This window comes from Hyphomicrobium sp., assembly GCF_035572195.1.
Taxonomy (GTDB): Bacteria; Pseudomonadota; Alphaproteobacteria; order Rhizobiales; family Hyphomicrobiaceae; genus Hyphomicrobium_B.
In genome coordinates this window covers 1-13,779 of record NZ_DATNBA010000131.1, presented here as the reverse complement: position 1 = coordinate 13,779, position 13,779 = coordinate 1, and the positions used below count along the sequence as shown (strand labels likewise).

At 59.0% G+C, this 13,779-nt stretch carries 13 protein-coding genes and 1 pseudogene; 12 read left to right on the top strand and 2 right to left on the bottom strand.

All coding sequences use genetic code 11. The features are described from left to right. The 3 genes from VN623_RS11000 to VN623_RS10990 all read left to right on the top strand — a co-directional run. The coding region (locus VN623_RS11000) for a response regulator (RefSeq protein WP_325571007.1) at positions 1-353 on the top strand (353 nt) is incomplete at its 5' end. Positions 354-364: 11 nt separating this feature from the next. Continuing rightward, a complete protein-coding gene (locus VN623_RS10995) occupies positions 365-2,284 on the top strand; it encodes a response regulator (protein WP_325571005.1) in 1,920 nt (639 codons plus the stop codon). A gap of 333 nt (positions 2,285-2,617) precedes the next feature. Next, entirely contained in the window at positions 2,618-4,522 is a 1,905-nt protein-coding gene (locus VN623_RS10990) for a glycoside hydrolase family 15 protein (protein WP_325571003.1), read from the top strand. 16 nt (positions 4,523-4,538) lie between these two features. Here the strand turns inward: VN623_RS10990 and VN623_RS10985 are convergent, their stop codons facing one another. Then, positions 4,539-5,576 (bottom strand): HWE histidine kinase domain-containing protein, encoded by a 1,038-nt coding sequence (locus tag VN623_RS10985; RefSeq protein ID WP_325571002.1) that lies wholly within the window; start codon positions 5,574-5,576, stop codon positions 4,539-4,541. 282 nt (positions 5,577-5,858) lie between these two features. Between VN623_RS10985 and VN623_RS10980 the strand changes: the two genes are divergently transcribed. The 4 genes from VN623_RS10980 to otsB are packed head-to-tail and all read left to right on the top strand — an operon-like array spanning position 5,859 to position 10,086. After that, positions 5,859-7,340 carry an alpha,alpha-trehalose-phosphate synthase (UDP-forming) gene (locus tag VN623_RS10980; protein WP_325571001.1) on the top strand — a complete coding sequence of 494 codons (1,482 nt, stop codon included), beginning with the start codon at positions 5,859-5,861 and terminating at the stop codon, positions 7,338-7,340. 4 nt (positions 7,341-7,344) lie between these two features. Next, positions 7,345-8,136: an ROK family protein gene (locus VN623_RS10975; RefSeq protein ID WP_325571000.1), complete on the top strand. Its 792-nt coding sequence runs from the start codon at positions 7,345-7,347 to the stop codon at positions 8,134-8,136. 11 nt (positions 8,137-8,147) lie between these two features. Continuing rightward, positions 8,148-9,242: a carbohydrate kinase family protein gene (locus tag VN623_RS10970; protein ID WP_325570998.1), complete on the top strand. Its 1,095-nt coding sequence runs from the start codon at positions 8,148-8,150 to the stop codon at positions 9,240-9,242. A gap of 22 nt (positions 9,243-9,264) precedes the next feature. Then, positions 9,265-10,086, top strand: coding sequence for a trehalose-phosphatase (gene otsB, locus VN623_RS10965; protein ID WP_325570996.1), 822 nt, complete (start codon positions 9,265-9,267; stop codon positions 10,084-10,086). 29 nt (positions 10,087-10,115) lie between these two features. On the opposite strand, the gene VN623_RS10960 is transcribed toward otsB, so the two are convergent. Next, entirely contained in the window at positions 10,116-10,550 is a 435-nt protein-coding gene (locus VN623_RS10960; protein ID WP_325570994.1) for an Rrf2 family transcriptional regulator, read from the bottom strand. Positions 10,551-10,845: 295 nt separating this feature from the next. On the opposite strand from VN623_RS10960, the pseudogene VN623_RS13655 reads away from it, so the two are divergent. The 5 genes and pseudogenes from VN623_RS13655 to VN623_RS10935 form a co-directional block, all read left to right on the top strand. Then, a pseudogene (locus tag VN623_RS13655) lies at positions 10,846-11,184 on the top strand (group III truncated hemoglobin); the annotation flags it as partial. A 149-nt stretch (positions 11,185-11,333) separates the two neighbouring features. After that, positions 11,334-11,681, top strand: coding sequence for a ferredoxin FdxA (gene fdxA, locus VN623_RS10950; protein ID WP_325570990.1), 348 nt, complete (start codon positions 11,334-11,336; stop codon positions 11,679-11,681). A 46-nt stretch (positions 11,682-11,727) separates the two neighbouring features. After that, positions 11,728-11,976 (top strand): hypothetical protein, encoded by a 249-nt coding sequence (locus VN623_RS10945; RefSeq protein ID WP_325570988.1) that lies wholly within the window; start codon positions 11,728-11,730, stop codon positions 11,974-11,976. Positions 11,977-12,276: 300 nt separating this feature from the next. After that, positions 12,277-13,050, top strand: a complete 774-nt coding sequence (locus VN623_RS10940; protein ID WP_325570987.1) for an outer membrane protein — start codon at positions 12,277-12,279, stop codon at positions 13,048-13,050. A gap of 101 nt (positions 13,051-13,151) precedes the next feature. Beyond that, positions 13,152-13,331, top strand: coding sequence for a hypothetical protein (locus tag VN623_RS10935; protein ID WP_325570985.1), 180 nt, complete (start codon positions 13,152-13,154; stop codon positions 13,329-13,331). The last annotated feature ends 448 nt before the right edge of the window (positions 13,332-13,779 follow it).

The following is a 13,779-nucleotide window of genomic DNA, read 5'->3' as shown; positions in this document are numbered from 1 at the left end:
TGCTGGTCGACGATGACGCGAGAAATATTTTCGCGCTGAGCAGCCTGCTTGAACGCCGCGGTATGCAGGTTCTGACGGCCACAACCGGCCTCGAGGCAATAGAAACACTAAGTTCTACGGATGTCTCGATTGTGCTCATGGACATCATGATGCCCGAAATGGACGGTTACCAAACGATGCAGCGCATCCGCAACAGCGGCAAGCATCAGCGTCTCCCGATCATCGCCTTGACCGCAAAGGCGATGAAGGGCGATCGCGAGAAATGCCTGGAGGCTGGTGCGTCCGATTATCTGGCAAAGCCCGTCGATACCGATCAGTTGTTGTCTGCGTTACGCATGTGGCTGCATCGCTGATGGGGACCGAGATGACAACGAACGACTCCGTCAATATCCTTCTGGTCGACGACCAACCGGGCAAGCTTCTCGCGTATGAGGCGATCCTTGATGGCGTCAATGCAAACCTGATCAAGGCGACGACCGCGGAAGAAGCGCTGACGTCGCTGCTGAAAACCGAAATTGCGGTCATCCTCATGGATGTCTGCATGCCCGACCTCGACGGTTTCGAGCTCGCGGCCATGATCAGAAATCATCCCCGGCACGAGAAGACCGCGGTTATTTTCATTTCGGGCGTTCGTCTCGAAACGGATGATCTGCTGAAGGGATACAGGACGGGCGCAGTGGATTACGTCCCGGTCCCCGTGGTGCCCGAGATTCTGAGGGCCAAGGTCCAGATATTTGTCGAGTTGTATCGCAAGACCCGGCAGCTCGACAGTCTCAACGCTGAACTCGAGGAACGCGTCAAACAGCGTACCGAGCAACTGGAGGATTCCCATTCGCTCCTGCAGCAAAGCGAAGAACGCTTGCGGCTAGCCAGCGAAGCGGCGCGTCTTGCGACCTTCGAGTACGATCTGATCGAACGCCAATTGCAGTGGTCGCCTAACATTTCGGAAGTCTTGCATACCGGCGTACCGGAGCGCCAAAGGTTCGACGCCTTCATCGAGCTGATGCATCCCGATGACCGCGACGCAGCGAGGGTATATTTCGGAGATGCGCACCTTGCAGACACGACGACCGAAATAGAATTTCGCGTCAAGGGCACGCGCGGCGTAGCATGGATTTTAGCGCGCGCACGTGCCTTCAAGAATGGCGAAGGCGCAGTCCCTCGCGTCTTGGGCACACTGCTCGACATAACGGATCGCAAATCGACCGAAAGCCATCAGCAGCTTCTGATGGCCGAGCTCGACCATCGCGTCAAAAATATCCTGGCAAACGTCGCCGCCATTGCCAGACTGTCGAGTTCGAACGCGGTTTCGATCAAGGCCTTTTCATCAGCTCTCGATGGGCGCATTCACGCCATGTCGGCCGCCCACGATCTGCTTCGCCAAAGCAGCTGGACGGGGGTTGATTTGCACGAGCTCGTTCAAGGCGCGCTTGAACCCTACCGCTCCCGAACCGATAACGAAATTACGGTCGAGGGCGAGCGATTGCGCCTCACATCGAAATTCGCGCAGTCGATGGCGCTCGTCTTGCACGAGCTTGTGACGAATGCGGTGAAGCACGGCGCGCTCTCCGCCTCCGGCGGCAAAGTTGCAGTGAACTGGTCCCGCATCCCCGGAAGCGAAGGCGACAGAATCAAATTTGCATGGAAAGAGCGCAGCGGACCTAGCTGTATTGCACCTAATAGAAATGGCTTTGGCCTCGCCGTCATTCGCAGCGCCGCGTCCGAATGCGGTGGGCAGGCTGAAATGAGCTTTGCGCCCTGCGGTTTCGAGTTCGGGTTCGAAGGTGAGCTCTCTTCCCGCACGCTGATGGTTGGGCCGAGGCACATCGCGATCATTCCGAATGCGAGGACGCGCGCAACGGTCAGCGATGCCGCTCCGGTCAGCGGCTGTAAAATCCTTGTTATCGAGGATGAAGCACTGATTGCAATGCAGCTTAAACTCGATCTCGAATCCGATGGCCACGTAGTCGTCGGCCCGTTCGGCAAACTATCCGAAGCATTGCGCGCTGCTCACGAAGACAATTTCGATATCGCACTGATCGACATTAATCTCGGCGCCGACAACAGCGCCCCGATTGCCGAAATTTTGGACCGGCGCTCGATACCTTTCGCCTTTACCACCGGCTACAATGACTTGATCTTCCTGCCGCCCGCGCTGCGCGAATACCCGCGACTGACCAAACCTTACAATCCAGGCGACGTGAAGAACTTGGTCTTGAAATTGCGAAGTCTGGCGACGGAGCGGCTAGCCGGCGCGGATGGCACATCGAGCGTGGTCGCCTAAGGCTAGCCAGCCTGAGCATACGCAGGTGATCTTGTTGTAATGCGCGTTACCGGAAGACCGTGACAAGTTGCCTTGTTCGTCCAATGGTCAATCTACTGTCCGATGCCCCTCGTCACGCCGGACGCGCTGTTGTAGCAATTCAGGCGCACACTCGTCAGGACTGCCAACGGGTGGCAGGACAAGCTAGCCCGGTCTTGAATGGGCATTGTGCGGAACAATCATTACGCCGCGCTCTCCTCCAAGCCGACGGAGTTGCGCATTAGCTTGCACGAAACCCGTGCCTGCGTTTCGGAGTTGTCACGGTTTGCAATGTCATTAGCAGCGGGGGTTTTCATGGCCGGCAGCAAAAAGCGATCGTCGCTCAACGTCGCGGCGATCGGAAACGGCCGGGTTGCTGCATTGCTCGATGACGGCGGCCGCCTCATCTGGTGGTGCTTTCCGAGACTGGACGGAGACCCGATCTTCAGCCGGCTTCTTGCAGGCGATGAGGAGAAGGGCTTCTGCGACGTTGTTCTGGATGGGCAAATTTCGGCTACATCGAGCTACGTGCGCAATACGGGCATCGTCGAGACCATCCTTGTCGCAGCCAACGGCTCGAGCGTGAAAATAACGGACTTCGCGCCGCGGTTTCTGCGCTACGACCGCTCGTTCCATCCGGCACAGTTGATACGCAGGATTGAGCCGATCAGCGGCCTGCCGCGTATCGTTTGCCGTTTTCGCCCGACCTTCAATTATGGCCGCGAAGCGACCAATGTTTCGCAGGGGTCGAACCACATTCGCTACACCGGTGGCAGCACCCCCATTCGCGTTACGACCGATCTCGCCGTTTCCTATATCGTGCACGAGACGCCGTTCGCTTTGACGCGGCCCGTCACGCTGGTGATGGGTAGCGATGAGCCGATCGAAAGCTCGGTCGACGCACTGTCGCGAGAATTTCTCGACCGCACCCGGGAATTTTGGGTGGCGTGGGTCCGCGGCCTCGCCGTCAGCTACGAATGGCAGCCCGACGTCATTCGCGCCGCCATCTCGTTGAAGCTCTGCACGTTCGAAGAGACGGGCGCCATTACCGCGGCGCTCACGACATCCATTCCCGAAGCGCCAAACACGCCGCGCACCTGGGACTACAGGCAGTGCTGGCTTCGAGATGCTTATTTTGTCATCCGCGCACTTAACAGGCTCGGGGCGACGCAGTCGATGGAGCACTATCTCGGCTACATCACCACGATCATCGCCGACGCCGAGAGCCCGCTACGTCCCGTATACGGCATCGTGCACAATGATACATCAGACGAACAGATTGCTCCTGATCTGCAGGGGTTTCTCGGCATGGGTCCGGTGCGCGTCGGAAATCTGGCATCGCAACAGATGCAGCATGATGCCTACGGCAGCGTCATCCTCGGCGCCGCGCAAATGTTCGTCGACCGCCGGCTGCCGCGCATGGGTGATGCCAGCCTCTTTCGAGATCTCGAGCAACTGGGGCAGCAAGCGCGCCGCCTATATCTCGAGCCAGACGCCGGCATCTGGGAGTACCGCGGGCGGCAACGCATCCACACGCATTCTGCCACGATGTGCTGGGTCGCCTGCGATCGGCTCGCGCGGATCGCGGTACTGCTGGGCCTCACCGAGCGTGCAGCATACTGGGCGCAGTCTGCCGAGCGCATACGCGCGGAAATCCTGACGAGAGCCTGGAGCGAGAAGCGCGGCGCATTTACGGGCGCCTTCGATCACGGTGAACTCGATGCAAGTGTTCTGCTGCTCGCCGAACTCGGTCTCGTCTCGCCGGACGATCCTCGCTTCGTGAAAACATGCGATACGATCGGGGGCGAGCTTATGCGCAACGGACTATTGCTGCGCTACGCTGCGGAAGACGATTTCGGATTGCCCGAGTCCGCGTTCCTTGCTTGCCAATTCTGGTACATCGACGGACTCGCCTCGATCGGCCGCACCGATCAGGCGCGCGAACTGTTTACGGAATTGCTCAGCCATCGCAACGCGTTCGGAATGCTGAGCGAAGATTTGCATCCAGCGACGGGCGAATTGTGGGGCAACATCCCGCAGACCTATTCGATGGCCGGTCTCATCAATTCCGCCATGACGCTTTCCCGGCGTTGGGAAGATGCCTGGTCGGGACCGATTATGCCGGGTGATGTGAAGCGCACAAAGCCACAGGAGGAGGCAAGCATCGACGCGCCGGAGCCGGAACACGCACCTCCGCGCGGCTCGTTGAATCTGAATTGACCTCATTGATGAGTGGTTAGCGCGGCCGCCGCGTACGCCGTGTGGTCGTTTGCTTTATGACGGCCGCGATGCGGCAGTGGACGCCGTCGGGCGTAAAGGAGCGCTCGACCGTTGCGGACGGAAACCCGCTATCGATGAGCGTGGTACCGAGCCCTCGCCTTTCCGGTGCTGTGACGACGGGGCCGCCGCGCTCTTGCCAATCAAGCTCGAAGCGGACCTCTTCCTCATCGAGCTTCTCGATTTGCCAGGTGACGCTGACGGAGCCCCGTTCGTTACTCCACGCGCCATACTTGATCGCATTGGTGCCAAGCTCGTGGAGCGTCAGCCCAAGCGCACTAGCCACGTCGCCGGGAACCATCGTTTCCGGTCCCTTGATCTCGACACGAGAACGGCCGGGCGGCACGAGCGGCTTCAACGTGTCGGCGACCAATTCCGTCAGCGACGCGCCGGTGAAGTTCCGTGTCGCGACAAGGTCCATTGCCGTACCCATTGCCGCGAGGCGGCCCGACAGCGCACTCGCGAAGCTGACAATGTCAGTGCTGAAGCGCGCCGACTGGCTGACCAATCCACCGATCACCGCGAACGTGTTCTTGAGGCGGTGGCGAAGTTCGACGTTGAGCTGTTCAAGTTGCAATTCTCCCATTGCGCTATCTTGTAGCATCGCCTCGTTGCGGGCCCGTTCATCGAGCAAGCCTTCAACCTTCCGGTTGAGCAAATGCACGACTGCAACGATCGATCCGGCGAGGAACGCAAACATGCCGAGGGATACGATCGACATCGCGTCGCTCTGATGCGCGAAAAAGAAATGCCAAGCGTGCAACAGCGAAGCGGCAACGACCAGCAAGCCGGGTCCCGTTCCCGCGACCAGCGTCGTCAACAGGGCGGCGATGAAGAATGTCAAAAACGGCAGACTTGGCGGCAGCCAGGGCGACAGCGCAGCACGGAGCGCGGCAGCGATGAGAAAAATCACGATGGCGATAGGGTACGCGACAAGTGGGCGGCGCCGTATCCTAGGAAACGTGCGCTCGACTAGAGTGTCGACAAATTGAACCATTCGCCCCCCGAACGGCTCCGCTGTCCGCTTTGTAAATTCTGCGCAATCGCGAGGCCCCCCACGCGCGAAAAGATGCTAACATACATCGTCTAGGCTTACGAGAGCCGACGGCGGCTCTTAAAGCCAATCAAAACCAATACTTTCCCGAAACGACGTAGATCGTCGCGACACGGGCTTTTTGGGGAACTGCTAGTAATCCCCGGAGTTTACCACCCGCTGGCCGGTGCGGTCAGGACCCTGACAGTCTGCCGTCCCATCCCAGCATTTTACTAAGTGAAAGGAATGCCCGTCTTGAGCCGCCTCGTCATGGTTTCAAACCGTGTGATCGACCTCAATGCGGCGACGCAGGCGGGCGGCGTCAGCGTTGCCATCTACGATACGCTCGCGCGGCACCCGGGATTCTGGTTCGGCTGGAATGGAAAGATCGAGGAGGAGAACGATACCGCGGCTCCCGTGACGACGACGGCCGACGGTCATACGACCGTAACGGTGTCGCTGACAGCTGACGATTACAACGACTACTATCTGGGATATTCGAATTCCGTCCTATGGCCGGTCTTCCACAATCGTCTCGATCTTGCGCAGTTCGAAGCGGGCTACTACGCGCGTTATGTGGCGGTGAATGCGAAACTCGCGGACGTCCTCGCGCCGTTGATCGAGCCCGACGACGTTATCTGGATTCACGATTATCATCTACTTCCGATGGCGCTCGAACTTCGCCGCCGCGGCATCGAGAATCCAATCGGCTATTTTCTGCACATTCCTGTGGGCTCGGCACAAGCATTGCTCGCTATACCCGAGTATCGGGAACTGGCGCGCTCGTTAAGCGCATATGATCTCATCGGCCTTCAGACGCCAGGAGACGTCCGCAACCTCATCGACTTCCTGCTCCAGAGCGTGTCCGGTCGCCTTCTGCCGACGGGACGTATTCGCGTCTTCGATGCCGAACTCGATATCGGCTGCTTTCCTGTCGGTATCGAGCCTAGCGAATTTGCGTCTCCCGATCATTCTGCTCAAATCGAAAGTTCAGAACCCAGCCGCATTATCGGCATAGATCGACTGGACTACACCAAGGGTCTGCCGCAAAAATTCCGCGCCTTCGGCAAGCTCCTCGAGGAATATCCCGAATATCGCCGCCGCATCGTCCTCTCGCAGTTCGCACCGCCGACGCGCGAAAGCGTCGAAGCCTACGCCGACATCAAGTCCGAACTTGAATCGCTGTCGGGATCCATTAACGGCCGTTATGGCGAACTCGACTGGGTGCCGATAAACTACATTCACAGGACGATGCCGCGTAATGAGTTGAGAGATATCTACCGCTCGTCGCGCGTGGGCTGGGTGACGCCTTTGATGGACGGAATGAATTTGGTCGCAAAGGAATTTGTCGCCTCGCAAAACCCGCAGGATCCGGGCGTCTTGATACTCTCGAAGTTTGCCGGAGCCGCTGCGCAATTGACCGACGCGGTGCTGGTCAACCCCTACGATATCAACGACATGACGCAGGGACTGCGTACGGCTCTCGAAATGCCGGCGGAAGAGCGGCTCGCACGCCATGAAAAACTCTCAAGCGTCGTTCACGAGTCTGACTCCGCCGCGTGGAGCAGCAGCTACTATTCCGCGCTCGTAAAGGCCGGAGAGCGACGCCTCGGCAGAACCGCACAATCTTCCCCAAGAATGAATGAGGCGCTGGATCGGTTGAAAACGGCTATTAAAAAAAACAGCGAAAAAAGCAGCGCTTCTGGCCGCCGCGCCGCTCACGCGTGAGGGTATGGCTGAATCTCTCGACATAGGAATCTCCTCGAAATCCCGCCGGATTGACGGCGATCGCCGTACGCTGGCCATCGACATCGGCGGCACGCTCATCAAGACGGCCATCGTCGATGAGGACGGGGCGCTCATCTCCGACTTCGTCACGACGCCGACACCGAAACCGGCCACGCCGGAGGTGGTCATTGCTTTGATTGCGCGCGTGATCAAACCGCTGCCAGAGTTTGGCCGGATATCCGTTGGCTTTCCCGGCGTCGTGCATCGAACGCATATCGCGACCGCTCCCAACCTCGGGACTGACTACTGGAAAAATTTTGACCTCGAGCAAGCGCTCGCCCTTGAACTCGGCAAGCCGGTTCGCGTCCTGAATGACGCAATCGTCTATGGCCTCGGGATTGCGCGAGGTCCGGGCCGTGAATGTGTTCTCACTCTGGGAACCGGCATGGGCTGCGCACTCTTTTGCGAAGGCTCGGCATTTCACGGGCTGGAACTGGGTCAGCATTATGCTTGCGATGACATGAACTACGACCAATACGTCGGGCACGCCGCCTATCTGACGCTCGGACTGGAGGAATGGAACAAACGCGCCGAACGCGCCCTCGTCGCTGTCCATAAGCTGACCAACAGCGACCGCATGTATATCGGCGGCGGAAATTCTCGGCGCATCACGTTCGCCTTGCCGGCATGGGCGACGGTCGTACCGCCTTCAGGCGGTGTGGCGGGCGGCGCCCGGCTTTGGCATCCGGAAATGGATTTCTGGTTCCCTGCCCGAGAAAACCTTATCGAAGCGTAGCTGGGAAGCCAATGAATGTCCTCACCATAGGCGGCGCGATGCTGGACACGATCGTCACGATCGCCAGCGACAGAATCGAACAGATGAAAATGCGCAATGCCGAGAGCTCGTTTCTTCTGCTTGAAGAAGGCTTGAAGACGGAAGCCGATCACATCGCGACGCAGTGCGGCGGAGGCGCGGTAAATGCGGCCGTTGCGGCGGCACGCCTAGGCCATGCGACATCGGCCATCGTCAAGGTCGGCCGCGACGACAAGGCGAAGACGATCCTTGGCCGGCTTGGCGAAGAAGGCGTCAATCTCGAATGGATATCAGTCGATGAAGAGGCGCCGACGGGCGCGTCGGTGATTATCTCGTCGCACGATCGCAATGCCGCCGTCTTCACCTATCGCGGCGCCAACACGCGCCTGAAGGCAGCGGATTTCCCGGCCGATGCGTTTGCAAACAAAGATCTCGTCTACGTCGCCAATCTCAGCAACGAATCGGCCGATAGATATCCCCTCATCGTCGGACGCGCGAAGGCGGCGAACTCTCTACTCGCCGTCAATCCGGGGGTGCGGCAGCTCACCGCGCGTTTCGATGACTTCTGGAGCAGCCTCGCGAAGATCGACATTCTCTGCATCAATCGGCGGGAAGCTCAAACATTCATGCCCCGGCTCCTCCATTCGTTCGGAGAGGGCGGCGCGGCGTTGACTGTCAAAAGCGGCGAGCCGGTACCGCCGCTTGCCAAGCACGGGCTGCGCAACGGCGGTTACGAGATGAGCCTGGTAAAGTTTCTCGCAGCCCTGATCAAGCTCGGCGTTGGCGTCGTCGTGCTGACGGACGGAGCCAACGGCGCATTCATTGCAAAGGGCGAGGACCTTCACTATCGGGAAGCGCAGCGCGTCGTCGCCGAGGCGACCACCGGCGCGGGCGACGCCTTTTCCGCAACATTCGTGTGTTACTTCGCAAAAACCGGAGATGTGGCCCACGCGCTAAGCGCCGCAGTTCTGAATGCGGCGAGTGTCGTTAAATTCGTCGATACGCAATCCGGCCTGCTGACGTACGCGATGCTGGAAAAGGAACTAGAACGGACGACCGACTACCCGCTCTACACTTGGTCTATATAGTGGCAGCCTGATGCAGCAGCACTTGAGAGAAGATAAAGCGTTGCGTGGCGACAACCTCTCGCGGGACGATCTCTCGCGGATAGAGCGTGCTGCGTCTCAGCGAAGCGGCGCCGAACGGCTTCTGACGGCGCCGGCCGCCGTTGCCCTCTATCTCGATATCGACGGCACGCTGCTCGACGTAGCGCTAACGCCGTCGACCGTCCATGTTCCAGCCGATCTTTCCGACTTGCTTGGTGCGATCTCAACACGTCTTTCCGGCGCCCTCGCCATCGTCACCGGCCGTCCCATAGTTGAAGCCGATCATTTGCTGAAGCCGCTGAAATTTGCAGCCGCGGGCGTGCACGGCGCTGAGATGAGAACGAGCGCTGCGGGGAACGTTGTGTCCCTGACACCGTCGTTCAGCCCTGAGCTGATCTCCGACATCAAATCAATTGCAAAGAGCCTGCCGGGCATCGTTGTGGAAGACAAAGGCGCCGGCATTGCACTGCATTACCGGATCGTACCGGAGTTGCATGCGTCCCTGCTGCATGCGCTTGAGGCTCTCAGCCCACGCCATCCCGGCCAATTCATGGTTTGCGGTGGCCGCAAGGTGGTCGAGATTCTGCCAATCGGCTTTTCGAAGGGCCGGGCCCTCCGGCAACTTGCAGCGCTGCCGAATTTTTCAAACCGAGTACCGGTTATGATTGGCGATGACATTGCCGATCTCGACGCCTTCCGCGCCGCCGAAGAGATGGGCGGCTACGGTCTGAAGGTCGCCGGCGAGAATTTTTCCGAGGCCGAGGCTGCCTTTCGCAGCCCAACTGAAGTTTTGGGCTGGCTAAGATCCTTCGGAGCTGGGCTTTAGCTGGCGTTTTCTCACGCCGCGCACCCGGCTCAACCCGCGTGTTCGAGGTACTTTCTTATATCCTTCGGTGCGAGCGAGATGTCCGCCAGCGTTCGCCGGTCGAGCGCTTGCATGAAGGCGTCGATTGCCTCCTTCAACGTCCCCTGAAGTTTACAGCACCGCGTGATCGGGCACTGGTTGCCCGTCGAAAAGCATTCCACAACATCGAAATTCGGCTCCGTCTCCCGCACCACGTCGCCGAGACGAATGTCTTTTGCCGGTCTCGCGAGTTTCAGCCCGCCGAACCTGCCGCGGACGGGAGTGATGAAACCGGCGCGTGTTAACGTGTTTACGACCTTCATCAGATGCGCGCGCGAAATGCCGTACGCCTCGGCGATCTCCTCGATCGTGACAAGGCGATCGTTGGCCGCATCCGTGTACATGAGCACGCGCAGCGCATAGTCGGTAAACATCGTGAGCTGCACGACAGGACCTCACACGTTATTGATGCCTTCCTGCTGATCGCATCTGGACAGGCACGCCAAATAAGATACATTCGTAACATATCTTATACGCAAGTGTCAGCATCTTATTGGTCAATGCATGACTCAGGGCAGCACGAAAACCCTAAACTTCCACGAATCCACTAGCAACCGCGGTAATCCGCAATCCTCGGGAGAAGCGTCAATCACCCGATGTCTGGATCAGCTTGTGTCGACTGCGAATCGATCTTGTCCCGATCCCAGGGCTCCGGGTACCGCCCTCGGTATCACCGAACCGATGATCGAGCGGCTCGTTACGGAATTCTATCGCCGCGTGCGGCGGGATGCCCTCCTCGGTCCGGTCTTCGATGCAGCCGTCGAAGACTGGGACCTGCACCTGGGCCGGATGCGTGATTTCTGGTCCTCGGTCGTGCTGATGAGCGGCCGCTACAAAGGAAAGCCGGTTTTGGTGCACGCCAAGTTGCCGGGCCTTTCCCCGGCCCATTTCCGGCAATGGCTGGCTCTCTTCGATGAGACGGCGCGCGATGTCTGTCCGGCGAGAGCCGCGGAACTCTTCATCGATCGTGCCGGCCGGATCGCCCAATCCCTGCAGCTCGGCATCGCCATTCATAGCGGCGGCGCTGACGAGGCGATTGCAATTTCACCGGCACTCAGGCCGACACCGGCCCCACTAGCCTCTTCCAATCGTCCCGGCGCGGATCACCATTCCCGTGGCCCCAGGGAAGATCAAAGCAGCCAAATAGCCCGCCTTCGCCAGGAAGTATTATGACGTACGTCGTTACTGAAAACTGCATCAAGTGCAAATACACGGACTGCGTGGAAGTCTGTCCCGTGGACTGCTTCTACGAAGGTGAGAACATGCTCGTCATCAACCCCGACGAGTGCATCGACTGCGGCGTCTGCGTCCCCGAGTGTCCAGCTGAGGCGATCTTCGCCGATTCCGAACCGCAGGCGACCGAGCAATGGCTCGAGGTCAATCGCAAGTACTCTAACCTCTGGCCCAATATCCCGATCAAGAAGGCGGCGCTACCAGACGCCGATGCCGAGAACGGCCGCGCCGGCAAGGCCGCCGAGTTGTCTCCCAATCCTGCAAAGGAAGAGGTGATCCCGTGACCGCGCTCCGTGAGCTGCGTCTATCAACCGTGAAAGGCGATACGCCATGCGTTGGGTAATGATTTTCTCATCGGTCTGCGTCGGCCTCTTCATCCTCGCCTGTGGCGTGATGTGGGGCCTGGGTGTCTTTTCCGGTCTCGGCACCAAGGCCGTCTTCGCCGCGTTATTCGGTACGTTCCTGGCGACGGCAATCGGAACCGCATTGATGGCGCTGACGTCCTATAGCAATCGAAGCGGCTACGACGCATCCATGAACCACGTTGAAGACAAAGGCAGCGCGCCGAAGACTTTCTAGTGCCACCCAGCGATCCCGATGGAACCTGTTCGCGGTTATCGCGCTGGACGGGCACATTCACCGCTTAGCTCTGGACTGCCTGAGCCCCCGCGCCCGATCACAGCAATGCTTCCGATCAGTTCGATCGGACCGGCTTTTCGCTTTGCCCCACTGGATCGGTACACCGCGCCCCCGCGCGTTGATTTCCCGGCTTGCGCCGGACTGACTTCATCGATTGACGATTGTTCAGCTTAACTCCCTGTTTATCCGAAACAGCGTGAACTCCCTCGATATTTCATAATTCATATTTGGATAAACAAAATGGAGCTTTTACGAATTGCCTTCCTTGTCGCCGTCTCGGCGCTAGTTGGTCTCTCATCCTCTGCACCAGCCGGAGCGCAAGGCCTGAAAGACAATCTAACGGCTCCAGAATCCAATTGGACCGGTTTCTACCTTGGAGCCGGTGGCGGCCTTAATTCCCTTGTTAGCGAGGTCGATGCAAAACCTGGTTCCGCCGTCTCTTCCGATCCCGGCGCCGCAGGTGCATCGGCTTCTTTCGATGGATTAGGAGCGTCCGGAGGTTTTGGAACGCTCGTGATCGGAGGCGACTATCAATTGCACCCTCGCGTCGTCATAGGAGCCTTCGGCGAGTATGATTTTGAGGACCTCGGTAGCGAAGCGACGCTGAACATACCCGGCAATTCTCTGTCGGCGCACGCCGATATCAACGTCAACGGCAAAGCATCCGCTGGCGCGCGGATCGGGTATCTCGCATCGCCGGGCACACTTTTGTACGTGTCCGCCGGCTACAGCAGGGTCTCTCTGAGCGACCTCAAGCTGGCCGTCGTTGGATCGGAACCGGATATCTCGGCCACGATCAATGTCCCTAGCTTGTCCGGAGTATTTATAGGAGCGGGCGCCGAGACAATGCTGACAGAGCGAATCTCTCTTCGAGGCGAATTCCGCTACACCGACTTCGGCAGCGGACCAGTTAGGCTGCCGACTATCGATGGAACAAACCTGAACGATTTCGTATCGGCACGTCTCGCGCCGACGATGCAGGAGGGTCGCGCCTCGCTCAACTATCGGTTCTAATCCGCCAGAATAGTTGAAAACAATATCATCCGCTGCCGTCGCAGACACTGAAGTGCGCACCCCTCAGGAAGGCTACGTCGTCAGCCTGACGGAGGAGGCCCTTGAGGTGGACCCGGCTTTCGACACCGATGAAAGACCAGCGTGGGGCAATCGCGGCGGGCCGGGCGTACCTGTCGCTGGTTCCGGCGCAGATGCCGCTCGCCGCTTATACCGACTTCATCGGCGGCACCAAGCGCTGCGTGCACGCTCGCAGAGTGGCACAGCCATGCCTGCTTGGGTGACAAATTGCAAAACGCCGAGCTGTCGGAGCCACCCGCAGTAAGTAAGCGGACCGGGGAACGTGCGTTGATCTTGACGCCGCATCAAAGCTCAACCCAGAGCCCAACACCGCCGACGCCCTAACCTCCGCGATTGTCAGACACTGTCAGAGATAAAGTGCACAACTCTGATTTTTCAGGAAAAAATTGGCTTCGTTTCGCAAAAAGTGCCTCGGCATTTCGACGGCACCATGAGTCGGTTGAATAAATACTCCGTATACGGATCAAATGACCTGATCTTACGGCGGCGACCGCAATCGGAACCATGGGCGATGTGTGTGAGATCGTCATTGGCTTTGCAAACGGCCGGTCAAGCGCAAGATCGCAAGGCGGCCATGTTCATCAGGTTCGTTGCCCGTGTTGCGTTCGTCACGCCGCGAGGTTGGTGAGTGTGCCAGCCACTCACGCGCGC